At 65.4% G+C, this 24,601-nt stretch carries 22 protein-coding genes; 8 read left to right on the top strand and 14 right to left on the bottom strand.

Features of this window, described 5'->3' with window-relative positions:
* Window positions 1-238 precede the first annotated feature (238 nt).
* The 10 genes from LL962_RS04785 to LL962_RS04830 are packed head-to-tail and all read right to left on the bottom strand — an operon-like array spanning window position 239 to window position 8,875.
* Complete coding sequence (locus tag LL962_RS04785; RefSeq protein WP_228316089.1) at window positions 239-931, bottom strand: DsbA family protein; 693 nt, start codon at window positions 929-931, stop codon at window positions 239-241.
* A gap of 14 nt (window positions 932-945) precedes the next feature.
* Complete coding sequence (locus LL962_RS04790) at window positions 946-3,861, bottom strand: conjugative transfer ATPase (RefSeq protein ID WP_228316090.1); 2,916 nt, start codon at window positions 3,859-3,861, stop codon at window positions 946-948.
* Window positions 3,861-4,316 carry a TIGR03751 family conjugal transfer lipoprotein gene (locus tag LL962_RS04795; RefSeq protein WP_228316091.1) on the bottom strand — a complete coding sequence of 152 codons (456 nt, stop codon included), beginning with the start codon at window positions 4,314-4,316 and terminating at the stop codon, window positions 3,861-3,863. Before LL962_RS04795 ends, LL962_RS04790 begins: the two co-directional genes overlap by 1 nt.
* A complete protein-coding gene (locus tag LL962_RS04800) occupies window positions 4,297-5,775 on the bottom strand; it encodes a TIGR03752 family integrating conjugative element protein (RefSeq protein ID WP_228316092.1) in 1,479 nt (492 codons plus the stop codon). The genes LL962_RS04795 and LL962_RS04800 overlap by 20 nt, the downstream gene beginning before the upstream one ends.
* Window positions 5,765-6,718 (bottom strand): TIGR03749 family integrating conjugative element protein, encoded by a 954-nt coding sequence (locus LL962_RS04805; RefSeq protein ID WP_228316093.1) that lies wholly within the window; start codon window positions 6,716-6,718, stop codon window positions 5,765-5,767. Before LL962_RS04805 ends, LL962_RS04800 begins: the two co-directional genes overlap by 11 nt.
* Complete coding sequence (locus LL962_RS04810) at window positions 6,715-7,434, bottom strand: PFL_4703 family integrating conjugative element protein (protein WP_228316094.1); 720 nt, start codon at window positions 7,432-7,434, stop codon at window positions 6,715-6,717. The genes LL962_RS04805 and LL962_RS04810 overlap by 4 nt, the downstream gene beginning before the upstream one ends.
* Window positions 7,431-7,859, bottom strand: coding sequence for a TIGR03750 family conjugal transfer protein (locus LL962_RS04815; RefSeq protein ID WP_228316095.1), 429 nt, complete (start codon window positions 7,857-7,859; stop codon window positions 7,431-7,433). Before LL962_RS04815 ends, LL962_RS04810 begins: the two co-directional genes overlap by 4 nt.
* Window positions 7,859-8,227, bottom strand: coding sequence for a TIGR03745 family integrating conjugative element membrane protein (locus LL962_RS04820; protein ID WP_441004856.1), 369 nt, complete (start codon window positions 8,225-8,227; stop codon window positions 7,859-7,861). The genes LL962_RS04815 and LL962_RS04820 overlap by 1 nt, the downstream gene beginning before the upstream one ends.
* A gap of 19 nt (window positions 8,228-8,246) precedes the next feature.
* Window positions 8,247-8,486, bottom strand: coding sequence for a TIGR03758 family integrating conjugative element protein (locus LL962_RS04825; RefSeq protein ID WP_228316096.1), 240 nt, complete (start codon window positions 8,484-8,486; stop codon window positions 8,247-8,249).
* A complete protein-coding gene (locus tag LL962_RS04830; RefSeq protein WP_228316097.1) occupies window positions 8,483-8,875 on the bottom strand; it encodes an integrative conjugative element protein, RAQPRD family in 393 nt (130 codons plus the stop codon). The genes LL962_RS04825 and LL962_RS04830 overlap by 4 nt, the downstream gene beginning before the upstream one ends.
* A gap of 218 nt (window positions 8,876-9,093) precedes the next feature.
* On the opposite strand from LL962_RS04830, the gene LL962_RS04835 reads away from it, so the two are divergent.
* Window positions 9,094-12,717 (top strand): DEAD/DEAH box helicase, encoded by a 3,624-nt coding sequence (locus tag LL962_RS04835; protein ID WP_228316098.1) that lies wholly within the window; start codon window positions 9,094-9,096, stop codon window positions 12,715-12,717.
* Between the two features lie 231 nt (window positions 12,718-12,948).
* On the opposite strand, the gene LL962_RS04845 is transcribed toward LL962_RS04835, so the two are convergent.
* Window positions 12,949-13,173: a hypothetical protein gene (locus tag LL962_RS04845; protein WP_228316099.1), complete on the bottom strand. Its 225-nt coding sequence runs from the start codon at window positions 13,171-13,173 to the stop codon at window positions 12,949-12,951.
* A 353-nt stretch (window positions 13,174-13,526) separates the two neighbouring features.
* Here LL962_RS04845 and LL962_RS04850 point away from each other — a divergent pair, with 353 nt between their 5' ends.
* The 5 genes from LL962_RS04850 (at window position 13,527) to LL962_RS04870 (ending at window position 19,210) form a co-directional block, all read left to right on the top strand.
* Window positions 13,527-14,186 carry a hypothetical protein gene (locus LL962_RS04850; protein WP_228316100.1) on the top strand — a complete coding sequence of 220 codons (660 nt, stop codon included), beginning with the start codon at window positions 13,527-13,529 and terminating at the stop codon, window positions 14,184-14,186.
* Window positions 14,187-14,375: 189 nt separating this feature from the next.
* Window positions 14,376-15,011, top strand: a complete 636-nt coding sequence (locus LL962_RS04855) for a DUF4124 domain-containing protein (protein WP_228316101.1) — start codon at window positions 14,376-14,378, stop codon at window positions 15,009-15,011.
* A gap of 202 nt (window positions 15,012-15,213) precedes the next feature.
* Complete coding sequence (locus tag LL962_RS04860) at window positions 15,214-15,909, top strand: DUF6988 family protein (protein WP_228316102.1); 696 nt, start codon at window positions 15,214-15,216, stop codon at window positions 15,907-15,909.
* Window positions 15,910-16,415: 506 nt separating this feature from the next.
* The gene (locus LL962_RS04865) at window positions 16,416-18,524 is read left to right on the top strand and encodes a hypothetical protein (RefSeq protein WP_228316103.1); all 2,109 of its coding nucleotides are present in this window, start codon (window positions 16,416-16,418) and stop codon (window positions 18,522-18,524) included.
* Between the two features lie 116 nt (window positions 18,525-18,640).
* On the top strand, window positions 18,641-19,210 hold the full coding sequence (locus LL962_RS04870) for a hypothetical protein (protein ID WP_228316104.1): 570 nt from the start codon (window positions 18,641-18,643) through the stop codon (window positions 19,208-19,210).
* 23 nt (window positions 19,211-19,233) lie between these two features.
* Here LL962_RS04870 and LL962_RS04875 read toward each other — a convergent pair whose 3' ends face one another.
* On the bottom strand, window positions 19,234-19,926 hold the full coding sequence (locus tag LL962_RS04875; protein ID WP_228316105.1) for a hypothetical protein: 693 nt from the start codon (window positions 19,924-19,926) through the stop codon (window positions 19,234-19,236).
* A 386-nt stretch (window positions 19,927-20,312) separates the two neighbouring features.
* Between LL962_RS04875 and LL962_RS04880 the strand changes: the two genes are divergently transcribed.
* Complete coding sequence (locus tag LL962_RS04880; protein ID WP_228316106.1) at window positions 20,313-20,735, top strand: hypothetical protein; 423 nt, start codon at window positions 20,313-20,315, stop codon at window positions 20,733-20,735.
* Between the two features lie 315 nt (window positions 20,736-21,050).
* Window positions 21,051-21,563: a hypothetical protein gene (locus LL962_RS04885; protein ID WP_228316107.1), complete on the top strand. Its 513-nt coding sequence runs from the start codon at window positions 21,051-21,053 to the stop codon at window positions 21,561-21,563.
* A gap of 119 nt (window positions 21,564-21,682) precedes the next feature.
* Here LL962_RS04885 and LL962_RS04890 read toward each other — a convergent pair whose 3' ends face one another.
* A complete protein-coding gene (locus tag LL962_RS04890; RefSeq protein ID WP_228316108.1) occupies window positions 21,683-22,432 on the bottom strand; it encodes a TIGR03747 family integrating conjugative element membrane protein in 750 nt (249 codons plus the stop codon).
* Window positions 22,429-24,600 (bottom strand): type IV conjugative transfer system coupling protein TraD, encoded by a 2,172-nt coding sequence (gene traD / locus LL962_RS04895; protein WP_228316109.1) that lies wholly within the window; start codon window positions 24,598-24,600, stop codon window positions 22,429-22,431. The genes LL962_RS04890 and traD overlap by 4 nt, the downstream gene beginning before the upstream one ends.
* Between the last annotated feature and the right edge of the window lies 1 nt (window position 24,601).

Genomic DNA, 24,601 nt, shown 5'->3' on the forward strand with positions numbered 1-24,601 from the left:
CAAGGCTCCCTGAGCCCGGCTTCGCGTGGCGAGCACTACTTTTGACCAATAGTGTTGCACCCCGTAGTGCTTTGCCAGATCGAGACTAACCCTGCCGCATGCAGCTCAGGGGAGATTGAGCGGCACACTCGATCCCCCAATATGGCCCCGCATTGGAAGGCTCTCTTGCAGGCGTCAACGGAGGATAGCCCGACCGAACACGGTAGTGAGCGTGTTGCTTGTCACGCCCCCCAAATGTCTACTTCTCGGAGTGCGTCAGCAGGTCCATCGCTGAAAGCAGTGCATCGTCTTCGATCGGCCCGGCCAATGTCATTGCCTTGCCCGTACGGCGATCCTGCAGCTGCAACGAAGGGGTCCCGCTCACCCGTGCGCGTTGCGCTTCCTCGGTTTGCCGCTGCACAACCTCCTGCGGGCGTGGACTGCCCAGGCACGCCTGCAGCGCTGGCGTCATGCCAGGATAGGTAGCACCGGCCTGCAGACCTTGGCCTTCACCCTGCGTGTGTCCGTAAATCCACTCCACAGCCTTCCAGAAACCCACCTGTCCTTCGACCTCTCCCGCGCACTCGGCCAGGCGCGCCTCATTCCCAGCGGCCGGCTCGTGCATGGCCAGCGGCAAGTGGTGCCACTGCAGGTTCACATCCGGGTTCGCATCGATCCACCGCTTGAGTTGCGGAAAATACCCCTGGCAGTACGGGCACTCCAGGTCCGCATACAGCGTGACCGTGAAGCGCGCATCGGCCCGCCCATGGATCCACGGCGGTCCCGGCGGCAGCGGTGGTGCCGCTGTCGTGGTGGATGCAGGCGTCGTGCCCTGCCGGGGAGCCAGCGGCCAGACCGCCAGCGCGATCGCCGCCACCACCAGCACGATGGCCAGGATCGTCGGCCATTCCAGGCGCAGAAGGAGGGTGCGCACACGGGAGAAACGCCGCATGTCTGGTCTCCGTCTCAGCCCAGCGCATCGAGCGACAGCGGCTCGATCCCGCGCGCCCGGTCGATCTTCTCGGCCACGCGCAATGCGGCATCCAGTTCGCTGATCCCGTGCTGCTGCATCAGCGCGAAGCGCTCGGCCTTCTCTTCCGGTTCGGTCATCGCGAGCGCCAGATAGAGGCTGGGCGGCACCGCACGGAACAGCAGCTCCATCGACTTCGACAACACCACGCCCTCGGTGAACTTGCCGGCCTCTTTGCGTGCCGACAGCATCAGCGCCTTCTGCGCCGCGTTGAGCTCGCGAAACCGCGCGATCTTCTCGACCTCGTCCGGCGGCATGGACAGGCAGATCCACCACTCGATCATGTTGAGCATGGGTTCCGCGGCGCGCGGCAGGTCGTCCAGGTTCTGCGTCGCCAGCCAGTACCAGGCGCCGAGCTTGCGCCACATCTTGGTGATCTTGACCACGTAGGGCGCCAGCAGCGGGTTCTTGGTGATGATGTGGCCCTCGTCCGTCACGTTGATGATTGGCCGGCCCAGGAATTGGTCGCGCTCGGCGAGGTTGTTGACGGTGTTGATCAGCGAGATGTAGGCGATCGACAGCTGCGCGTTGTAGCCCTCGCGCGCAAACGTGGCGAGGTCCACGATGGTGATGTCGGCCTCGGGCCAGGGCGTGCCGGGGCGGTCGAACATTTCCCCGTCCACGCCCTGGCAGAACATGTCCATCGCATCGGCCATCTCCAGCAGCCGGGTGCGCCGGCTTTCCGGCAACGTGGTGTCGCTTGCGCGCTCGCGCAGCGCATCGCGCACGTCGCGGGTCAGCACCGTGCGTGCCGATGCCGCGCAGCGGCGGGCGGCATCCAGGATGCACTGGCGGATCAGGCTGCGGTCGGCGCGCGTCATGCGCGCCTCCTCCTTGTCCTCTCCGCCGGTGATCATCAGGCGCGCGGTGATCTCCAGCTCCCCCAGCACGTCGCGCTGTTCGTCGTGCTCGGGAGCGGGGGCGCCGTGCTCGCGGTCCTCGTCCAGGGCATCGGCGTCCAGGGTCTGCACCTGGCTCGGCGTCTCGACGAGGCGCCGCGCATCGGCAAAGGGCGCAAGGCGGACGCCGGCGCCGGGAGCGAGCTTGACCCGATGCACCGTCAACCCGAGCCGCTTGGCGAAGTCGCCGAACAGGCCGAAGCTGTTGCCGGCTTCCACCACGAAGAGCCGCGGCCGGTAGATCGCCATCACCTGGTTGAGCAGGTTGTTGAGAGTGGCGCTCTTGCCCGAGCCGGTGGGCCCGAACAGGAACAGATGGGCGTTCATCTGCCGGTCCAGGCGGTTGAGCGGATCGAAGGTGACGGTGCCGCCGCCGCGGTTGAAGAGCGTGATGCCCGGATGGCCCGTGCCCTGGCTGCGGCCCCACACGGGGGCCAGGTTCGCCGCGTGCTGCACGAACATCAGCTGCGTGTACCACTTGCGCGTGTCCTTGGCCGGATCGAACACGCACGGCAGCCACCGCAGGTAGGTGTTGAGCGGCGCCACCTCGTCGTCCTCGCGCACTGGCTGCAGGCCAGCGCCGAGCATCACGTTGGCCAGCTGCAGGCCGCGCTCGTCCAGCTGCGCCAGGTCGCGCCCGCGCAGGTAGAAGGCGAGGGCACCGTGATAGAGCTTGTGGGCGCTGCCGATCAGCCCTCGCGCCTCCTGCACGTCGCGCCGCGTCTGCTCGGAGGCCAGCGTCTCGCCCACCGCCTTGCGTGCCAGGTGGTTGAGGTGGGATTCGAGCACGTCCTGCGGCGTCGCGACCAGCGTCAGGCATACCACCGTGTCCTCCGGCATCTGGTCGAACAGCGCGTTGACCGCATCGCCGCCCTTGCGCGTCTCGCCCGTGAGGTGGCCCGTGCCCGGTGCGCTGCGCAGCCGGTCCATCACCACCGCACGGTGCGGCATGCCGTCGAACCACCATAGCCCGTTGGCGACATCGGAGCGCGGCGCGCCGAAGAAAAGGCGCTGTGCGAAGTCGGTGCCGCTCGCCAGTTCGATCTCGCTCTCTTCGCTCTCTTCGTCGGTCGGATAGCGCGTGAGCTCGTAGAAGCGCTCCCGGTCCTGGGCCGTGTCGCCCAGCAGCGTCGGGCAGGGGTTGAACCAGCGCAGCAGCCAGGCGTGGATGTCGGCCGCGCCCAGGCGCTGCGCACGCACGCCCGCGTTCGACAGGCCGCCCTGCAGCCGGTCGCATACCGTCGCCAGGGCCTGCTCCGGGGACGGGCCACGGCGCTGGGCACTGGTGCTCGGAACACGGCGGTGCACCACCATCCGCACCCGGCGTGCCTGGCCGCGCCAGGGCAGGCGCGTCACCGCCGTGTCCTCGAACAGGCCGCCCGGTTTTGCGACCGCGCGCAGGTGGTGGGCAAGAAAGCGCTGGTAGAACGCGGTGAACGCGGTGCCCCGTGCCCGCGGCTGCAGGTAGGCGTCCAGGCCGCGCAGATAGCCCTCCCAGTCGGCTTCGTCCTGGGCATAGAGCTGCACCACCCACGGGTGATCGTCCAGCTCGTCGAACGCATCCTGCAGCGCGTTCTCCAGCGCATCGCGCGCCTGCCACAGCCAGTGCATCTCGCGCCCCTCGGTGCCGATCGGCGTCAGCTCGAAGAGCGCTGCCACGGAGACCCCATCGTCCAGCAGCACGCTGCGCGATTCGGGCAGGTACTCCACCCACGGCAGCAGGTCCGCGAACGAGGGGGCCACGCCGTAGAGCGTGCGCTCATCGGCGAGCGTGGCGCGCGGCTGGCCGGGATCGCGCGCGTGGGCGCCCGGCGCGGGAATGCCGTGCGCCGCCAATGCGGCGACGTGCCGCTCCCAGGCATCCGGCCCCTCGGGATCGCTGCCAGTGGGATCGCGGCGGGCCTCGGCCCCGGCGTCCCGGCCTGCCCACGGCCAGCGCGGCCGCCGCACCATCAGTAGTCCTCCACGCGCTCGCCCGGCATGGCGTACTGGATGCGCTGGTACAAGGGGAACACCGTGCTGTAGCCGGGCACGGGCACCGGATCGGTGCCCGCCAGGTGCGGGAAGACGTACATCACCAGGTCGGGATTCGGCAGCCGGTGGAACTGCCTATAGATCTCGTTTGCCGCGGTGCGGGTGTACGCCGTGTTCTCGGCCGGCATGGCCTGCCGGTCGGCCTCGGTGAGCGGGCGGCGCAGCACCTGGCGCGCATCGAGCAGTTGCCGCGCGGCCGGCCCGTTGGCGCTGCCGCCACCGCCGCCCGTCTCCTGGTCCCAGACATCCCGCATGGTGCGATCGCCGTGGGACAGCAGCGCTTCCTTGTGGGTGGCGCATCCCGTGAGCAGGGCCAGCGACAGGGCGAACAGCGTCCCCCCGGCTGCCGTGGGCTTAGTCCAGGTCCGTCGCATGTGCGCCTCCGAGGGTGTGGTTGACCTTGCGTCCCTGCGCGTCGTAATCGATCTGCAAGGGTTGTTCGAGGTGGATGGCGACCTGGGCGCCGGGCGGCACGTAGACGGCGGCGAATGCCTGGCCATAGAGCTTGTTCACCCACTGCGACATCTCCTGCACGCCCGCGCCCAGGATGCGGCCCATGGCTTCGTTGCCGGAGATGCCCACCGTGCCCAGCGCGCCAGTGCCGTTGCTGACCACCGCCACGTTGCCACTGTCGCTCTTGATCAGCGAGGCGGCGCCGGCGCCAGCGGCGGTGATGAGGGCCTGCGAGCCGAGGTACTGTTGCGCGTTGCTGCGGCGTTCGCCGCTGACGCAGGGGATGCCGTGCGGATCGCTGATCCAACCCAGGCCGCCCAGGATGGGGCCGTGGCCATCGGCGGCGTTGCCCGTGCCCGCGTTGGCTTGGGTATTACCCCCCTGGCCCTTGTCCTCGGGCACCGTCCGGATCGTGCCGTCGCGAAACACGAAGGTCACGGAGCGGATCTGGCCGCGCACGCACGACAGCGTCCAGTCGCCGGATGCCGTGCCGCTGACCACCGCGCCCGCCACCTCCGGCAGGTCGATGCCGTTGGCGGTCAGGTTGTCCGGACCGATCAGTACCTTGAAGGGGTAGGGGTCGTTCACTGTCCCGTCGATGGGAACGCGCCCGATCAGGGCCGTCATCGCGACCGACCCCATGAGCGTCGCGTTGGTGGGGACCGTGTAGACCGCCTTGGCCGAGGCCTTCGCCGACGCGCCGGCATCGGCCAAGGCCGCCGCCGAGGACGGGACCGATGGGTTGCCGGCGGTGTCGGCGGCACCGAAGCGCATCGGAAACCGGTCCGCCTTGCCAGCGGGCGCGGTCGCACCCTTGGCGCCTTCCGGCCGCGCATCGTCGGGCTCGATCCAGCGCACCCCGCGCGTGCTGGCTGCCGTGCCGAATCCCTTGCCATCACCCTCTTCGAGTCCGAGGCCGACCGGCAAGTCCGCATTGCCGTTCTTGCCGCCCATCTGGTCGAGCTTGTGCTGCAGGTCCTGCAGCAGCCCCTGGGTCTGCTGCTTGTCGCCGGCCACCTGGTCGCGCTCTTGCTGCAGGCGGCTGCGCTCGCTGTCGAGCGCGGCCTGGATGCGCTGGTCGATGGCGCTCTCACGCTGGCGAAGGCGCTCGTTCTCGGCGCGCTGGTTCTTGTTGTCGCCCAGCGAGGTCTGCAGTTCGTTGCGCAACTGCTTGACCTGCGCCACGAGCGTGGCCACCGTGTCGCGCGGCGTGTCGCCATCGATGCCGAGTGCCTTCATCTCCTCCGGGGTGAGCTGGGCGGCCACCTCGCCCGAGGCCGCGCGATCGGACTTTCTCCCGGAAAACACCTGGATCCCCACGAACACCAGCAGCGCGGCCATCGGGATCATCAGCCACTTGAGCAGGCCGTTACTTTGCATGCGGGTCTCCCGGGGATGGCGCCGCATCCGCCTCGTTGCCGGAAGCGCGCGGCAGGTTCTGCGCGGCGTCGATGCGGCTGATGCGCGGCAGCAAGGCGTCGGCCAGGCCACGCCCACGCGTCACCAGGTACAGCACCGTGGTATCGGTCGGATCGCCCGCCGGTCCCAGGCCCGGGTGCTGGAACGTCGCGGCCACGAAGTCCCCGAGCAGGGTGCGCGGATCGAGGTCGATCCAGCGCGGCGAGGTATTGGTCAGGCGGACTGCGGTGACCCATTGGTCTTCCATGCGCCAGGCGGCGAGCGGCTGCGCCCGCACGGGCAGGGACGGTGCCAGGGTGTCCAGGTCCAGGCCGCGGCGCAGGGTGGCCTGCGTGACCCCGCGCACGGGCTCCACGGTGCGCAGGGGCGCGTACAGGTACTGCGCGGCGTAGCGGGTGAGCACCACCGCGATGGGGGTTTCGCGCCGGGCAATGGATGCGGCCTCCGGTGTCGATGGGGCGGTGGCATCGGCTGGCGGTTCGGTGTCGGCGCCGCCGCTGGCGCGATCGCGCGCGCCATACCGCGGGGCCGGTGCCTCGCCCTCGACGATGCGCACCGGCTCCAGCGGCGCCTGTCCGTCCTTTGCTGGCTCGGCGGCGATGTCCAGCAGGATCAGCGCACCGCTGTCTGCGTCCTGCAACTGCAGGCGCGTCGGCTCGATCGCCTCGCTGGCCTTGAGGTAGATCGCGCCGCCCGCGCTCTGCACGCGCAGGCGGTCGGCGATCGCGTCCGGTACGCCGACGCGCACGTTGCGGTCGACGAATAGGACGCGCTCCTCGCCGATGCGCAGCGGCACGGCGAGCGGCAGGCGCTCCCAACGCAGGATCTGCAGCGCGTGCGCCGCGGGCGCGCCGCCCCACAGGACGCATGCGCCCAGCGCCAGTGGCAGGACGAAGCGATTCATGGATGGCCTCCGGACGGCGTGGGGGTTGGGTTGGTGGGCGTGAGCGTGGAGGGCAGCGTGGTGGGGGCTGGTGCCGAGGCTGCAGGGGCGGGCGGCGCGATGCGCTGTGGTGTGCCGCTGTAGCAGTCCAGCGCGAGCCCGAACGGGTTGCGCTCGGGATCGACGTCCAGGCGCACGACCTTCAGCGGATAGCGCACCAGCGCCCGCTTGACCTGCTCGCCGCCGTAGTACTCGTCGGCGCTGACGTCCAGGGTGACCACCCAGTCGCGCTCGGACAGCACCTTGACCCGCGCCGCGGGATCGTCGCCGTAGCCGCGGCCGGGCAACTCGTACAGGCCCCGCACGCGCTGGCGCAGCTCGCCGTTGTTGCGCCGGGCTTCGTAGTCCTGCTGCAGCAGGGCCTGGCAGGCGGGCGTGAGGTAGGCGGACAGGGCGCGCAGGTTGCGCGGGTAATCGTCCTCGCCATTGGTGGGCCAGCGGTTGAGCTGCTGGAAGACGTAGAGGGCGAATGCATAGACGCTCTCGGGCGGCACGTCCCACCACTTGCGCGTGCTGCCCGAGCGAAGATCCGGCGGCACATGGATCGTGAGGTGGCGCGGCGCGTTCCACCAGCCCAGGCCCAGCAGGAGCGCCAGCGCGAACAGCGCCGCACCGCCACGCCGCAGGGTGGTGACGTGGGCCTGCAGGTGCGCCACTTCGTTCTTAAAGCGGCTCATGGCGTGCGGCCCCGCGGCCGGGGGCGGCGAATGCGCGACGTGCGCCGCGTGGTCCAGCAACCCGTGCGGGTCACCAGGCCGCGGCCACCGAAGCGGGCGGCCCAATGGGGATGGCGCAGCGCCAGTTGCCACTGCATCTGCCGGTACAGCCAGGTGTCGGGGCGCCCGCGCTTTTGCCGGCGCAGAAGGCCGCCACCGATGAACACGCCCGCGGCGATGCCCGCCACGATCATCGTCGGCACCATGGCCACGCTGCGCGTGAGCCAGGCCAGCGGCAGGCCTGCGATCAGCCCGGCCGCGGCGGACAGGCCCGCGCAAATCCAGAGCTCGTCGGCGGTGAGGCCGCGCACGACCACGGGCTGGCGGTTCAGGCGATGCGGCAGGAAAGCCACGAGGCCGTCGCGCGGTGTGTCAGGGGGCGCCATTACAGGATCGCCGTGGCCTTGGTGAGCAGCCAGATGCCGACCACCAGCAGCATTGCGCCCACGGCCACGGTCAGGCCGAACTGGCCCCACGTCGCGCGGCCGGTGTGGATTTCCGAGTAGCGTGTGTAGGCGTGGTAGCAGACGCCGATGAACATCGACGCCACCACCAGCAGGGCCACCAGCAACACGATGTCGTAGCCGTAGTTTTGTAAGGTTTTGAGGATGCCGCTGCCGGCGCCACGCGAGGGGTCCTCCATGGTGGGAAGGCCCGAGGCGCGTGCCACCGGGGCCAGCGGCACGAGGGTGGCCGCGAGCGCGGTGCCAGCCATGCGCGCAGCACGGCAGCGAAGGCGGGTAGGGAGGTTCATGGCGAATCCTTGGGGGTCATCAGGAAAGCAGGAAGAAGCTCAGCACCAGGTACAGCGCGAGGAACCGGACGATCACGCCCAGGAACTGCCGTTGCGAAATCCGGTGTTCGGCCCAGCCGACATAGGCCGTGCGCATGGCCCAGACGCCCCACAGCAGCAGGACGGCGAAGACAAAGCTCAGCACCACGGCCGAGACGGCCGAAGGCGTGAAGCCGCCGTTGGCCTGGAACGCGGCGATCTGTTCGGCGCTCGCGGTCATCGCGATCGCTCCTGCGCCGGTGAAGCACGGGTGCTCTCGACGGGGGCCTCGCGGGTGTAGTGGCCTGCCAGAGACGACGGGTCGCGCGGCTGCGCGCGCGGGGGCGTGAGGTAGCTGGCAAAGCCCGCCCGCATGCGGCCCACGTCGTCGCGCAGGCGGGCGTAGTCGAAGTGGTAGCGGGCCGGCTGCACAGCCGCTGTGGCGTCCGATGCCAGGGCGATGCGGTCCACCTGGTCGAGCAGGCGCATGGCGCTCGCCAGTTGCTCGCGTTCGATGGCGGGATCGGCGTGCGCCGATGCAACGCCGCCACAAAGGAGTGCCACGGCCAGCACGCCGCACGGGGGGAGGTGGACGGGAGCGTCGTGGCTGGCCGTGGCACGCGAGGTCATGTCGGGTCTCCTTGGGCGATGGGAGACTTGATGCTGCAGGCTGCACCGGCCGCGTGCTTGCAACAATGGGGAAAGCCCAAGGACCGGTTTTTTCAGCGGCGCAGTGGCTATCAGGGCGTGCTGCTCAAGCCAGTCTGGCGAGATGCTCCTGGCCAGTGTTCTGCAGAAGGCGGTACGGTCTGTCTACCGCCTGCTCGACGGACCTATGATCGCGACCCATGAAAAAAGTCAATTCAGAGACACAGCGCAACATTTCCTCCGCTCTCCAACTCTGGCAAGCCTTCGAGTACCTCAACCCGCAAAAGCCTCCTGAGGTAAAGCGCGAAAAAAACCTTTGCAACTGGGAAATTCCTATAGACAGCCCCTCCGACCACGACATGCCGTGGGTCGATACAGAGAAGCGGGACGATCTCGATAAGTTGTTTATCGTGAGGGAAGACTCTACGAAGCGCTTCCTCCTGTATGCGGGTGTGCTACCCGGGGAGGTGTACACGAACGCAGCGCGAGTGATTCTGGGCACACCGGCGATTCATGACGACGAAAAACCGAGCCCAGCAAATGCAGCATCGCTCGTCTTGGCCATCGATGATGAGGGCTACGTGGCTGGTCTCCCCTTCGTCAGCTCGACGCCGTGGGCTCTTGGCAACCTTGCGGCTGCTAGCCGCAAGGGGACACGGTTCGATTTCAGGGGTTTCTTTGGCACCGATGGCGCCGAAGCTGCAACGGTTGAAGCCCTGAAGGCGCTGCTGGTGAAAAGAACTCTGCTTCCACCGCAGGCCGACAACAGCAGGGAACTGTCCACGGTCTCCTCCCTTCTGACGAGTGAGCAGGATGAGGCCAAGGCCGAGGAAATTCGCAAGACGTATCGAACCATCACTGCCGACGATATTCGGGCAATGACGGCGCTGCTTTTCAAGAACCTGGGGTGGGCTCCGTCCAGTGAGGCGCCGTGGGTCATCAAGACGCAGAGCGTGGGCAAAAAGAGCAAGAAGGAAATGGATGACCCGCTCAACAGCTTCTACGCAGAGGAGGTGGAAACGGTTCAGAGGGCATTCTTGGCAGGGGACACTGGAGCCGCGCTCAACCAATTCCTGGCCAGCATCGAGTCGCCTGAGCGCGTGGATCTGGACGCGAAGGGCGACAAAGCGCCCTTGGTGGACGGCTTGCATCCCAGCAAGCTGCCGCTGGCCGCATGGCCCGGTAGCCACCCGCTGGTGACCGCTCAACAGTTCGCGGTGAACACGATCCATCGTGATCTCGCCAGCGCGGGCCTGTTCTCGGTCAATGGACCACCAGGGACCGGAAAGACCACCATGCTCAAGGACATTGTGGCGACCGTGGTTCAGCAGCGCGCAGATGCGCTGATGGCCTTCAATCACCCCAACGATGCCTTCAGCGAGGAACTGAAAGTCGAGGACCACAAATACAAAGTCTGGAAGCTTGATGCCTCGCTATGCGGCTACGGCATGGTGGTCGCCAGTGCCAACAATGGCGCAGTAGAGAACATCAGCCTGGAACTGCCAGGGCTGAGCGCCATCGATGAAGCGGTCAAACTGGATTATTTTTCTGAAGTCTCTGATTCGATGGGTTTGAAGAGGAAGGAGAGTCGGCCGGCGTCTCCACAGACGTGGGGATTGATATCTGCCGCCTTGGGCAACTCTACCAATCGCAACGCTTTCGCAAGCACGTTCTGGTTTCCGAACAAGGAATGTAAAAAGCTGCCCGATGGCACGCCCAATCCTCTTGCGCAGGTGTCCTTGCCTGAGTGGGTCGACAATCAAAAAGCCAGCGCTCCGTCCTGGCAAGATGCAAAGGCGCGCTATCAATCGGCCCGCCAGAGAGCGGCAGCGGAGGTCAAAAAGGCCGCTGATCTGGCGGACACCTTAGAGCGTTTGCCTCGAAGCCAGGACACGCTGGTCCAGCTGCAGGCCCAGGAGACTGAACTCCAGGGTGAGCTGGTGCAGCTTGAATCCGCAGCAAGCAAGGCGAAGCAGGCCAGCGATGCAGCGGCGGCTGCTTTGGTGGTATCGACCTCGCGCTTGGAGCATGCCCAGGCCTTGGCCGCATCCAAGGCCAAGCACGAGGAAGCCGTTGCTCTTGCCTCCGCGCACGTGACAAGCCGGCCCGTGGGGGATGTGAATGCGCTGATGATGGAGATGGCCGAAGCTGAAAGTGAAGAGAAGGCCAGCCAGCGCAATCTTGTCAATCATGACCGGTGCAGGCCAGGGCTTCTGACGCGATGGTTCTCGCGGGACAAGGTGGCCGAGTGGGAGGCGAGGCATCGGCAATTGAATGACCTCATCGAGCGAGCGCAAAAAAAGTTTCAAGACGCACAGAAGCTGATGCACTCGATCGAGCACTGGGATACGAAGCTCCGTTCCCTGCACGAGCAGGAGCAGAAATGCAAAAGTGCGGTCAACGCCGCATGCCATCGCATGGAGAACGCTGGGTTTCCCCGCATCACCAGCCTCTCGGTTGTTGCGGCCGAACATGCGAAATGTCAGGGCAATGCGAGCGCCTGCAGGCACGAGTTGCAGCGAGTTACCGGCCTGTTCCAACAGCGCACATCGACGCTGGCCGAACTCAGGAGCACCCAGGCGCAGTTGAGCGGCAAGATTGCGACGATGGTCAAGAAATTGGAGGCAGCTTCCTTGCGGGACTCCAGCCGAAAGGCCTGGCATCTGTTTGCGCTGTCCCGCGACGAATTCCACCAAGTCTCGCCATACCAGGACGATGGCGCCCTCTTCAACGCGCGCCGTGAGCTCTTTGTGGCATCCATGGAACTGCACAAGGCATTTGTCGTGCACGCATGGAGCAAGCTCAAGCCAACCTTGTCGGTGTTCATTGACCTCCTGCAAGGGAAGCTCCATGGCTGGCGGGTACAGGGTGGCGTCATGCCCTTGTGGGATGCTTTTTTCGTTACCGTTCCGCTGGTCTCGACTGCGTTCGCATCGTTCCCACGCCTCTTCAAAGGCGTCAAAGGCAATGACCTTGCATGGGTTCTCATCGATGAAGCGGGCCAGGCGACTCCCCAGCAGGCCATTGGTGCGATCTGGCGTTCCAAACGGGTGGTGATTGTTGGCGATCCAATCCAACTTGAACCCGTCGTCAACATTCCTCAAGAGCTGGTGGCTCCACTCCAGGCCTATTGCGACACGTTGCCGAAGTACGTGCCACCGGATGCTTCCGTTCAAACCCTTGCTGATCGGTCAAATCGTTATGGCACCTTGATGGGCTCCAAGGAGGATGGAACCGACATCTGGCTCGGATCTCCCTTGGTGGTGCATCGTCGTTGCATCAATCCCATGTTTCAGATTGCCAATGCCATCGCGTACGAAAACAGGATGGTTTACGGGACTCGTGAAGATGCAAGCTTCGCCGCAACTCCCAGTACTTGGCTTGATGCATCCAACGATGACGCGCAAGGACACTGGATCGAGTCCCAAGCCAAGCGAGCGCTGGAAGGCATAGAAAAGCTTACAGACGGCAAAATTCGGGATGAAAAAGGGAAGCTCCGGATTTATGTCATCACCCCCTTCAGGCTCGTCGGTGAGCGCATGCGAGACCTGTTGAGGGTTCGTTTTGGCAGGGAAACAGCGCAAGAAATGTGTGGCACGGTCCACACCTTCCAAGGCAAGGAGGCCGACTTCGTGATTTTTTTGCTGGGTGGCGACCCGGCCCGCCGCGGCGTCATCTCCAGCTACGCGGGCCGAAAGCCGAATCTCGTCAACGTCGCCGTCACTCGCGCAAAGAAGCGTCTCTACGTGATCGGCAACAAGGAGTTCTGGTGTAGCGCCTCAGACTTCAACGACTATTACAAGACCATGGAAAGGCTGATGTGAAAGGAGGGTCCCACAGGAATCGCCTTAGAGCGGGCTGCTACGCAGTCGACCCAGGCATGCCGCGTCTGCGGCACGCAGCCAGCCTCAGGTGCGGTGGACTCGAGTGCCGTCCATAGCGACAGGTGTTCTCCACGGTGCTCTTGCACCCGCTTCAAGCCACGCCCATGGGCCTTGGGCGAGACCTTGTTCGTCTTCATGGCTTCAATCTTCTCAAGAGTTGAAGCCGTATCCTCAAAAGTGGAAGCGATTCAGGACCAGCGCTTGGTCTGCCGCGCCCAGCGCGTGTGCCAGTTCCCGATGGGCGCGCTGCAGCGTCGCCTTGCTCGCCTGGGCGCGGGTATCGCTGGGCAATGCGAAGGGGCAGGGCCGTTCTTCCTTGCCTGACCGGTAGGTCAGAACGAGGTGCCCGTGGTCCGGCCACGGCGTCAGGAACCAGGCCGGTGCGCGTTCCTGCACCGCAGACACATCAGTGCCGCACCTCCTTTCCTTCTGACGCCACAGCCTGGGCGGAGATCTCCAGCGCCATAGGCCTGCGAATGCAGAACCACGTCATGCCATGACTCCCTGACCGTCACGGTCGGCGGGGCTGTCGGCCGTTCTCCTTTGTTCTTCACTTCCCTCTGCGTTTCCTACTTTTCATGGATGCAGATGGTGAGCAACGCCCAGCGTGGGCCTGCTTGGCAAGCGCGGCAACTGTGATGGTTCTCAGGCTTTCGGTCGTGCGTGCGGACCGGGGTGGGGATGACTTCCTCTCCATTCGTCTTCTCTAGTGCGCTCATTCATTGGCCTATGCATGTCTGGAAGGGCTTTTGAGCGCCTCTTCCACTGCGCCCACCCATCCAACTCAAAACAACAAGGGAATTGCTGTGAGAAATCTGATCAATCTGGTGGTGTCAGCCGCCGTTGCGCTGTGTCCAGTCATCGCGATTGCGGGTGTGCAAGGGGGACAGGCGGGTACGGCAAATCTGCAGTCGTCCAACTCCGTTGACCTGATGGAAATCTGTGCCAACGTTCCCATTCCGGAAGGCTGGGTGGTAACGTCGATTCGCGCCGGCTGCGGGTCCGGCAACGGCTTGTACGAGATACGCAGGGTCGATCCGGCCCGCGGCACGATGAACATGTGCGGCCTGACGGCGGTGCCGCGTGGATGGGCAGTGACCTACGTCCAGGGCGGCTGCATCGCTGGTGTTCCCAACTACCAGATCCGGTATGCAGCGCCGAACAGCATCAGTTTCTCCATGTGCAACGTTCCCGCCTCCAGCGTTCCGCCGGGATGGGTCGTCACCTCCGTCGCGAAAGGGTGTGGGCTACCGGGATACGCCTATTGGGAAATCCGCGAGGCTCGCCCTGAACTGGGCACCATGGAGGTTTGCAACGTGGCGCCGGTACCGTCTGGTTGGGTGATCCTGGCGCAAAGAACCGGATGCATCGCGCCCAACGCGTTACTGACGATCAAATACATGCCGTGATGGCCGTGGAAGTGGAAGGTCCAGAGCCTTCCACTTCCATCTGGTAGTTGGCGCCTCTGCGTTGCCGTACGCACGGTTTGAAGTGTTGTAGCAGTTTGTTGCAATGTGGCAGGAGCCTTGGACAACTGTGCCGTCCGCTGATGCGTTGATGGGGAATCACGCACCCTGTTAACCCTTGCGGATCGCTACATGAAAATCTTCAAGCCACTCCTCGGCGCAGCCGTGTGCGCGCTCGCTGTCTTCGCGGCCAACGCCCAGGTCCACCGCTGCACCGATGCCGCAGGCAAGACCGTCTACGCGGACGTCCCCTGCGCTGCAAACCAAACGGGCGCGCTGCTGGAACGTCCTAAAAGTGCCGACGAAATCACGCGGGAGCGTGCTCATGCGGCAGGGGCCATTGAGCGAAAACACCAGGATCGAATGGCAGAGCGCGATGAACAGGAGTTTCAGCGGCGCCAGCGTGCAGAGGCATCGTCGGTCGCGCAAAACGGGACCTCGGTGTCCCCGGCCGACACCCCCGTCTGCCGCAGCGCACAGAAGGAGCTGGAGTTCGTATCGAGCATCCGGACGCTCTCACAGGACGAGAAACGCATGCGGACCAATGCGGCCATTGCGCAAGTCAATGCCAGTTGCGGTAGCAACACCCCGCTGATGCAGGAACCCCCGAAGATCATCACCACCCCGGTCCCGACGATCGCCAGTTGCGACGCAGGTTTTTGCTACGACACGGCAGGCACGATCTATCGCAAATCCGGTCCGGACGTCCTCACCGGCCCCACCGGGCGAACCTGCAGCCGCGCCGGGACCGGATGGAACTGCCAATGACCTGAGCTCTGCTGGAGCGGCGGCTACCTGGTGCAGCGCATGCGGTATCCATCACCCTGTGGCGGTGCTCGTCCTGATGCCTGCCGTTCGGCCGGTTGCATTCGGCCAGTCCATCCAGACTGGTTTCAGGTTGCGATCTGGCCTCTCAAGCCGTGGTGACGGGCTTCACCGGCGAAGCGATGCCGTCCCCTACCATTGGCCAATGACCAGCTTCTCTTTGCCGTACGGTGCGCAGCTTGACCTCGATCAGATGCTGGCGCGCTCGGAACAGTTGCACGAGCACATCTTCAAGCTCCTGGGTGAGCACGGCTTCCATGGTGCTCCACGCTCGCAGGTTGCAACGGGCATGTGCTTCGTGGCTTTGGAACATGCAGAGGGACTTCGCGCCCTCATGGAACTAGCGCTCGCCACTTCGGCGGTAGCCCTCATGCGGCTTCAGTTCGAAGCGCTGACGCGGGCGGCGTGGCTCCTCTATGCCGCACCCGATTCAGCGATCAAAAAGCTGCTGGCGCCGCTCACCGTCGAGAGCGAGAAGGCCGCGAAGAACCTGCCCAGCGTCAGCGAAATGATGGAGGACATGCGTAAGAGCATGGGGAGCCCAGGTGAAGGAATTTCTGTGGGTGCCTATCAAATGCTCGCGCACTTCAAAGACATGACCTGGTCGGCCATGAACTCGTTCGTTCACGGCGGGCTGCATCCGCTGCGCCGCGTCGAGGAAGGGTTTCCATTGCCATTGGCCTTGCAGATCCTGCGCAATTCGAACGGTCTGGTCACCATGACCGGAATGCTGCTGGCGGTCCTGACCGGCGATTCACTGATCGCCAGTGCGATGTCCCGGATCCAGCCCGACTTCGCCGACTGTCTGCCGGAGTTGCAGGAGCCGGGCCTCGGAGCCTGATGGCGCCTACAGGCGGTCTTCGATTACATTTCGGGAAAGGAGGGGTTGGCAGGTGGCGGGTTGCTGTCCGGTCGATCCAAGGTTGGGTACCCCTTGCCGGCTCGCCACTGCAGTTTTTAGGTGGCAGCCCACTCATGCAGGAGTGCGTCGATGCTTTGGCACCTTGGCATTGCAATGGCCTGTTTCTCCTGCACTTTGGTCGCGTGCCATCGAGATGAAGAGACGGCCAGCCCCTCGGCGCCTCCGCCCAAGGCCGATTCATCCGCGCTCCCGTCGCCCGCGGCGCCGACCAACCTGCCTCCTGCATGGCCGACCGGCGATGCCATGACTGTGGCTGTGACACCTGATCCGGGTGCCACCTCCATGACCAAGGTCCTCTATGAGCGTGGCGACATCGTCCTGGAGCAGGTGTGGCCGGATGGCACGCGGGAGCGTTGGTGGTACACACCCGACGGTGCCGCGCGCCACGTGGGCCGGGACGGCCAGGAAAGAACGGGAGGCGCACGATGACGCGATTTCTTCTCGCCGGGCTCCTTTACCTGACGGTTACGACTGCGTACGCGCAAGTCCAATGCGGCAACCCGGTTTCCGGAAGCGACGCGAAATATGCCGAGGACTATGCGCGCAACGTCACCCGTCCACTGATCGAGCACAACGCGGGCGGATTGGGGCCGATCCTTTGGGCCTACATCGCGGGACAGGCGCGTGGGGAGAGCCTGGGCCACATGCGTGACCAGGACGGCAATTTCATTCCCAAACCCAACAACAACCTGTGGAACGTGCAGACGCCGGAGACCAAGGAGTGTTCCTCGACGACGGCAGTCGGTTGCCTGAAACACAATCTGGAAAAGCCTTTTGCTGCCAACAAAGAGGCAGCGCCGGTCGGGCAATGCTGGTCGGAGAATGGCAATCCCATGCAGTGGGTCAAGGTGTGTTTTCCCAGCTATCCGACGCTGGAGTCTGCCGCAGACGCCTATCTCACACAGCGTCCCAACTACACGAAGGATCTGCGAAGCCTCGCCAAGGGCAACCCTACCAGGGAGGCATTCTTCAATGCACTGAAAGGTGCCTACTGGTCCGATCAAGCCACTAAACCCGACTACAAAAAAGACACCCTCGACGCCATTGATCGCGTACTCCAGGGACTCGCAACGCTGCGACAGAAAGACACGCAGGCGCTGGCGGGCGCTTCGGCCGAAATCAATGCCTGGTGCGCCCAGGCGGGTGTGGGCGATGCGGCCGAACGCAAGGCGCTCAGCGACAAGCAGGACAAGTTGGTGGCATCGCTCGCCGCCGTGTCCAAGGTGTGCAGCGCGGAGGCGGGTGCCAGTCCACCGGCCACCAACCCGTCCATCGGAACCTGTCGCATGCAGGCCCCGCCGCCGCCTGCACCGGTTCCAGCTCCCGGTGGCGGCCAAGCACCCGCTGGCGGCGCAAAGGGCACTGGTGAGCCGCACTACCGCCTGCCCGGTGGGCAGACGCTGACCACCCAGCGGGCCGGCGAGTTCTGGCTGCTAGATGCCTCCGATGGCACCCGCATCCAGGTGCGCCAGAGTCCATGGCGCGAGAGCCGGAGCGTGTCCGCCATTTCAGCTGTCGCGGCCCAGGTGGGTGCCCATCGTGTCCACATTGATGTCGATGGGCGCGTTCTGATCGACGGTAAGCCGGTCGCCTGGCAGCGCAAGTTCGTTCAGTACCCCATCGGCCGTGATGCGGCCTTGGGGCTTTGGGGCAATGGCGAGCGACCCTCGACCGTTGCGATCCTGTGGACCCACGGACGCGTGCTGCGCGTGCATCTGCGCAGCAGTTGGCTGGATCTGGAGACCGGCTGGACCCAGGGAACGCGCCAGGACGGCGAGAGCGGTCTCGTCGGGCGGGCTTCCAGTACGAGGGATGGACAGCTTATTGGCCGAACAGGTGGCAAAGGCTTGCTGCCCGATCGCGATCAAGCCGACGCCTTCGTATCGAGCTGGCGCATCGCGGAGAAGGACAGCCTGTTCGCGTATGGACCCGGCCAGTCCTTCGCCACCTTCGATCTGCGCGACTTCCCATCTTCACCCGCACAGCCGACTGCTGCCGAACTGGAGGCCGGCCGCAAGGCTTGCGCACAGGCAGGTGTCCCGCTGGATCGCCTTGAGGCCTGCGCCTTCGATCTGGCCGTGACAGGTAACCATGAGTTCCTGCAATCCCATCTTTCCGAAACTCCGCCTCCTGCGCCCCCCCAGCCCCGGGCCAAACCCAGGAGTCCTGCGCTAAAAGCGGCCTTCCGGCTCGATGTGGACCATGTTGTCGAAACGCTGCCCAATGGCCGACTCCATCCCATCACGATCGGTGCGGGCGAGAGCCGCACTTACCGCATCGATGCCAATCGCAACAAAACGGTCTACCTGCACGTCTATACGCACGACCTGTCATGCCTGGGCGAGTCGGATTTCGACGGCACCACGCCAGGCTTGCAGGTCTTCAACGCCAGGGGCGTCGCCGTCTCCAAGGCGGTCGAGATCTGCAGCGACACCATGAGCGACAACGTTGAACCGGGCGACTACTACCTGGTGGTGCAGGGCGCTAACGCGGGCGATCCCGTGGCCTTCAAGGTCGAGGCATTTGCATACTGACGTGGGAACAATATGGTGATTTGCAACCAACCCACTGTGTTTGGGAAAGTATCGCGGCGCTCAACGGCATTTCTCTGAACTACCCGCAACTCCATTTTCATTCTTTGGATGCACCAATGAACGCGGTTCTTCAGTGGGCTGGCTGGTTAGCGACCGCCACGCTGTCCACCGCAGTCTACGCTGATGCGAAAACGCCCCTGGCACTTGACCCCGCCCAGTGCCAGCCCCTGGACGCGGACCTGTCCCTGCCGACGGTCTGGGAGCCCTACCGCGGCGCGGTGCGCGCCTGCCCGCTGGTGCAGGGTGGCGCCGCCGGTAATGCGCCGGCCAAGGCCGCCAAGGTGCGCCTGCTGGCCGTGTTCACCGACGCCCACTACCGCGGCCTGCCGCCCGATGCGCCGTGGGGACGCTTTCCGCTGCCCCTGCTGGTGGACGACACCGGCCGCTGCGTCGGCAAATTGACCCACCTCTTTCCCGCGGACCCGCCCGAGGAACTGGAGGTGGTCCCCAGCCGTTGGCACGACGGCGTGCCGCACGAGATCCAGCTCCAAGTGCGCTCGCCCGCCGTGGGCGGCGACTACCACCTGCCCACCCTGCGGTGGGACGCCAGGAATCGTCTGTACCGCACAGTCTCCGGACTGGCCTCGGTCAAGCCAGAGACGCCCCCACCGGACCCGTGCCCGTAGAGGCCAAAGGCTAGCACCTGTACCTAGAGCGCCTTGGGCAGCTTGGGCAGCCTGACCAAGCTGACCAGCCCGGATGCCATCGCCACGTCCGCTCCCAGAGGAAGGTAGTAATGCGCCTTCAGTACCCATTGCCCCTTGGCGCCGCTCTCTGCGACCCTCACGTGCATGCCTTCGCTGGACAGGCAATGGTCCACGCGCAGGCGGGCCTTGCGGTCCGGCCATTGCAGCACGACGCGGTGGGCATTGGTGCGCGACACCAAGGCGTTCTTCGCCAGCAGCAGGCCTACGAAGCCTTCTTCGGGCGCCTTCTGGAATTTCGCGTCGCGCTCGTCCGCAGGGACCGTGTCTTCACCGCGGTATTGCAGGATGGAACCGTCCTGCACCGCCGCGCCGGCCTGAACGCAGCACTCTGGCTTTTGGGCCATGGGCGGAGACAGCCGAAGGTAGTGAAGTGCCTCGCCTTCGGGCTGCGGCTGGCCCAGGACCAGGCGTGGCGCGTCGGGCCGGCGGGCGTCGAGAAGGCCCACGCGCGAGGACACAGGCGATGCCGAAGGCACGGGCTGCGCGGTGTCAGCCTGCCCGCTGGTGCCGCCGAGAAACAGCCCCGCCAGCGCCAGAAGGACCGAGGCCGTTGACCGGTTGAGAAAACGGTAATCGGTCCTGTGGCCTGCCGTGCCGCTGCAGGGACAGCGGGTGGTGCTGCGCGCAGTGCACATCATTGGATCAATGGGGTGGATCGGAAATGGACGTGTAGACACCGTCGGTCGCGCCGAGGGCATGCAGTTGCGCGGCGACGGTGACGTGGTGCCTGTGGCATCTTCTGGAAAAATTTCCCTGAACGGTGGGTGCTGTCATGTCCAATGGCGCGAGTTGGGTGCGGGTGCCTACACGATGCCTTAGCCCAACACCATCTGGCTCCCTGCTGGATTTCGTGGGCGGTGGGGAAAACCGCTTGCTGCTCGTCTTTTAAAAGACATTCGCTGCGAGCGGGCATCGCTATGTCGCGAAGGAGGAGGGCGGCGGCGTCGCCTGTTTGGCTGCGGCGGCGTGGCGGACCCACCTTTCTGCCGGATTCGTTTTTTCATCCAACACGTTCTCATCCTTGAAACACATACCCGCCCACGCACCAGACGATCCGATCAGCTACCAGTGCCACTACCTGGATGCGGGAACCACGGATTGGGACCTCTGGGTCAGCATCGGCTTCCATTCGCCGGCATACCACGATGCCGATGCCCTGCATATCGTCTGCGGCTTCCATGATGACGAGGACGAGGTCGCAGAAGGAATCCATCTCGAACGCAAGGACCAGTCGCAAGGCGGTACGGGACTGGCCGAGGACGTGCTCCTGCTGGCGGACCGGATACGCGTTTCCTTGACCGATCGTGGCATGGCGATCTTGGGATTCGACTGCCGAACGCTCGAGTTTCTGTTTCCCCGGGAGCCTGGCAATGCCGGGAAAGTCGCCGAACATTTTGCCCGGATGCTGGCCGAAGCCAATGGCGCGCAGATCCGTATTGGCTGAGGCGACATTCCCCTTGTCGATGTCTGGCGCTTTTCTCTCCAGTCTACGCACCACCGCGCGTGGGAACTGCCACGCCGCAAGTCCGAGGAGTGGCGTTGGCTCTGCGTGTGCCCTGGAGAGTAACGGTGCCATGCACCCCGCACGCATGGCGCGTGCAGCGGCGCGCGCGCGTGGCCGGGTGGTCTTTCGGTCCGCCATCGCTGGACGGGTGCGCGCCGCGCTTTTCCGGGGCCGCCCTGATCCAGTCGAAAACGGCTCAGCATGGCGGGATGCTTTAGGCAGGGACTCCAACGACCCGTATATGGCCAGCGGGCCATGATGCGCTCGAACTTCGGTCATGGGCTCCGGCGCTTCGGCGCCGACGGCTTGGCGGCGCTGGTCCTGGGGCTGCTCACGACGCCTTTCGCCTATGTCGCCACGGGCGTGCTCGGCGACTTCTCCTGGCTGTTCTCGCTGCTGTTCGTACCGCCATTGCTCGCGGGCGTGGCATTCCTGGCACACGAGTTGTTGTCGCGCGGATCGGGCGCGAAGCCCTCATCGCTGCAGCGCGTCCTCGCCGTGGCCGCCTGGGGGTTCGTGCTGTGCTTCGTCACTATCGTGTCCGGCGCCAGGTTACAGCAGGGCTGGGAGCGCGTAGGCGGACTGTGCGTGCTCTGGCTGGTGTGTAGCGTGCTGGCTTTTCCCGCCGTGGTTTTCGGAGGACGCGATGCCAGATTGTCGCTTGTTGCTCGCGGCTGGTGCCACTCCGGCTGGGTCTTCGTGCTGTTGGCTGGCGGCATCGTTGGCCTAGCTGTTTACTCCCGCGTCTTGCCGGCGCGCTTTCTGTGAGGGCGCACGCCGGCGCGAGCGTGCCGCGGCGATACGGCGCCCAGGGCGTGATCAATCAATCCCTGCTGTCATAGCGTGGTTACCTGCTCCATCTCAGGTCACTTGCACAGCCTTAGCGGTCAGAGATACTTCTTGAACGACCCGGCTGCGACATCCACTGCCACGCCCAACAGCACTGCCGCAGGGAGTAGGATCGCCGCCGGATGCACGCTCATCGGCAAGGCCAGGTAGGTCACCCAGGGCAGCACTGCCAGCGGCACCAGGCTGGCCCGCGCCCGGTGGTAGAGAAACCCCGATTCGCGCCCCGCGCCGAAGCGCCGGATATCCCGGCGAACCAAACCATCCACGAGCCCCACAAAGGCGGCCAGTGCAAAAAGCGGCAGGGTCAGGCACAGCACCAGCAGCCGCACCAGGAACACCAACACCGTGTAGGCCGCCGCGATGAGGTAGCCCTCGGCGTGGATGGATACCGTCGCCAGCACCTGCCGCAGGCTCCACGCGGGGCTGGATGCACCCGCACGTGCCTGGCGCGACGCATCCTGTATCCACTCCAGCAACCCGCTGCGCACGAACGCCCATTCGTAGGCGTGCTCCACCCACTGGTGTGCCGTGCGCCCCGGCTCCTGCACCAGTGCGCTGCGCACGAAGTATTCAGACAGCTGGTCCAGCTCGTGGCCGAGCATGGCCTGGGCGTGGTGCCAGCCCTGGTCCGGCCAGAACACCGCCATGCCGACGCATTCGACCACGATGCACAGGAACAGCGAACCGCACAGCACGCCGAAGCAGCGAAACGGCAGGGTGATGAGGCCGAGGATCAGGCCCTGTTGCCGCATCTGCTGGCGCTGCGCGGTGGCGGCGACGTCGCTCATGGCGCGTTTGTTCCTGCGTTGCCACCGCCGGCAGTCTCCGGTGCAAACCCCGCGAGCAGGTCGTCAGGCAGGGCTGCATCCTGCGATGCCGGCGCGCCCTGGCCATCCCACCATGCGCCCGCCTCGACGTAGTGTTGCCGCATGTGGCCCACCAGTTCTTGCAGGTCACGGGGCATCACCTCGTCGGGATCGGGCGCGGGCAGGGGCATGCGGACCTTCCAGAGGTTGCCACCCTCCATGAGCGCGAAGGCCTGGCCCTTCGGCAACGCCACCACATGTGCAGGCTCGATCAGCGGCACGCTCGTGCTGGCGATGCGGTCCTGCGTATTGGAGGTGAATGCCGTGCTGCCCGTGGGGTCGGAGCTGTCGGTGGCACCGCTCATGACCGACGTTGCGAACACCTCCACCTTGGGCAACTGCCGGGTCAGCAGTTCGGCCGTGGCGGTCTCGCGCACGCGCAGCATGATGAGGTTGTTGAAATTGCCTACCACTTGGCCGGCCTTCGCGCGGTTGCCGATGCGCGCCTCGATATCCGAGAGCGTCTGCGTGTAGGCTGTCACCTGGATGCCGGCACCGCCGCCCTTGTTCACCATCGGGATGAATTCGTCGCCCATCAGTTCGTTGAACTCGTCCGCGTGCACGTTGATCGGGATCTTCGTGTTCGCGGATGCACCCGGCAGGCCATCGTCCACGCCGAACTTGTACAGGTGCCCGGCGACCGACACGAGGTCCGAGAACATCGAGTTCCCCACGGCGGCGGCCACCTCCGCATCGGACAGCGCGTCCAGGCCCACGTAGACCAGCGCACGTTTGCGGATGATCTGAAGCCAGTCGAAGATCGGCCGCGGATCGGACAGGTCCGAATAGTTCGGCGCCAGCAGTTGCGCGATCTTGCCCGTGGTGAGTTTTTCCAGCAGCGGCAGCAGGCTTGCCACGATCTTGTCGAAATACGTGCGGTCGTAGCGCACGGCGCTGCGCAGGCCGTCGAGTACCGGGTCGTAGGTCCGCACCTGGGACAGGTACTGCTCCAGCGCCACGACACGTTTTTCCCGACCGATCATGTTGCGCGGGATGTTCTTCTCGTTCAACTTCGCTTCGAGCTGGACGATGATTTCCCAGGCCTTCGGCTCGTTCCGGGCGAAGTAGTGCTGGGCATACTCGATGAACAGCGCATCGATGTTCACGACATGCCGCTGGATCAGCAGGTAGTCCGGGCGCTGCCCCAGTTCGACGAGCGCGCGGGCAATGATGTTCACGAACCGCCATGCAAATTCTCTGAAAGCGGCACTGTTGCCTTCGCCCGAGAGCTGTCCCGCGATGCGGGTCGCCACCTCGGAAATTCGCCCAAACCGCCCGATGGCGTTATAGCGTGCCGAGATGTCCGGCCATCCCAAGTGGAACACGTAGAACTCGCCCTCGCGCCCGGCACGGCGCGCCTCCACGTACATGCGCTTGAGCAAATCCGCATCGCCCTTGGGGTCGAACACGATCACCACCTCGTGCTCGCCCGTGCTGCTGCGCCTGCGGATGTCCTGGGTGATGAACAGCTCGGCCAGCCGCGTCTTGCCGACGCGCGTGGTGCCGAGCACCAGCGTGTGGCCGACCCGCTCGCCCAGCGGTAAGGTCACGTCGACCTCCTGCGGCTCGATGCCGTGCAGGCGGGGCATGCCGCCCACCGGCGGCAGCGGCCGGGCCGGATTGAGCGGATGGTCCCAGCCGGTGAAGCGTGCCAGGTGTGGCCATGGCGGCGGTGCGAACTCCAGCCGCGCCTCGCAGCGCCGCGCGAGCTGGTAAATCCGCGTGGGTTCCACGTAACGCCGGAACTCCGGGCGGTACGTCTGCATCAGGCGGTGGGTGTGGCGCTGGTCCCAGCGAAAGCCTCGACCGAGGAACAGGCGCTGCTGGCTGACAGGCACCTCTTTGCTGGCCATCACATACCGGGGCAGGCGTCGGATGTTGCGGCGATAGCACAGGATGGCCCATGCCTGCCGAAGTCGCAGGACGCCGAAAGCCAGGAAGGCGAGCGCGCTGGCCAGGCCGAGGAGGGGATTCAGCGCCAGCGACCACGGGGCCACCACGCACACCAGCGCGGCGCCGGCGCAGACCGCCACGGTGTATAGCTCCACCGCGGGGCGCAGCAGCACCTCCACCGCGTGCGCCTGGGCCATG

The sequence above is a fragment of the Xanthomonas sp. NCPPB 1067 genome (genome assembly GCF_020783795.1).
GTDB classification, from domain to species: Bacteria; Pseudomonadota; Gammaproteobacteria; order Xanthomonadales; family Xanthomonadaceae; genus Xanthomonas; species Xanthomonas melonis.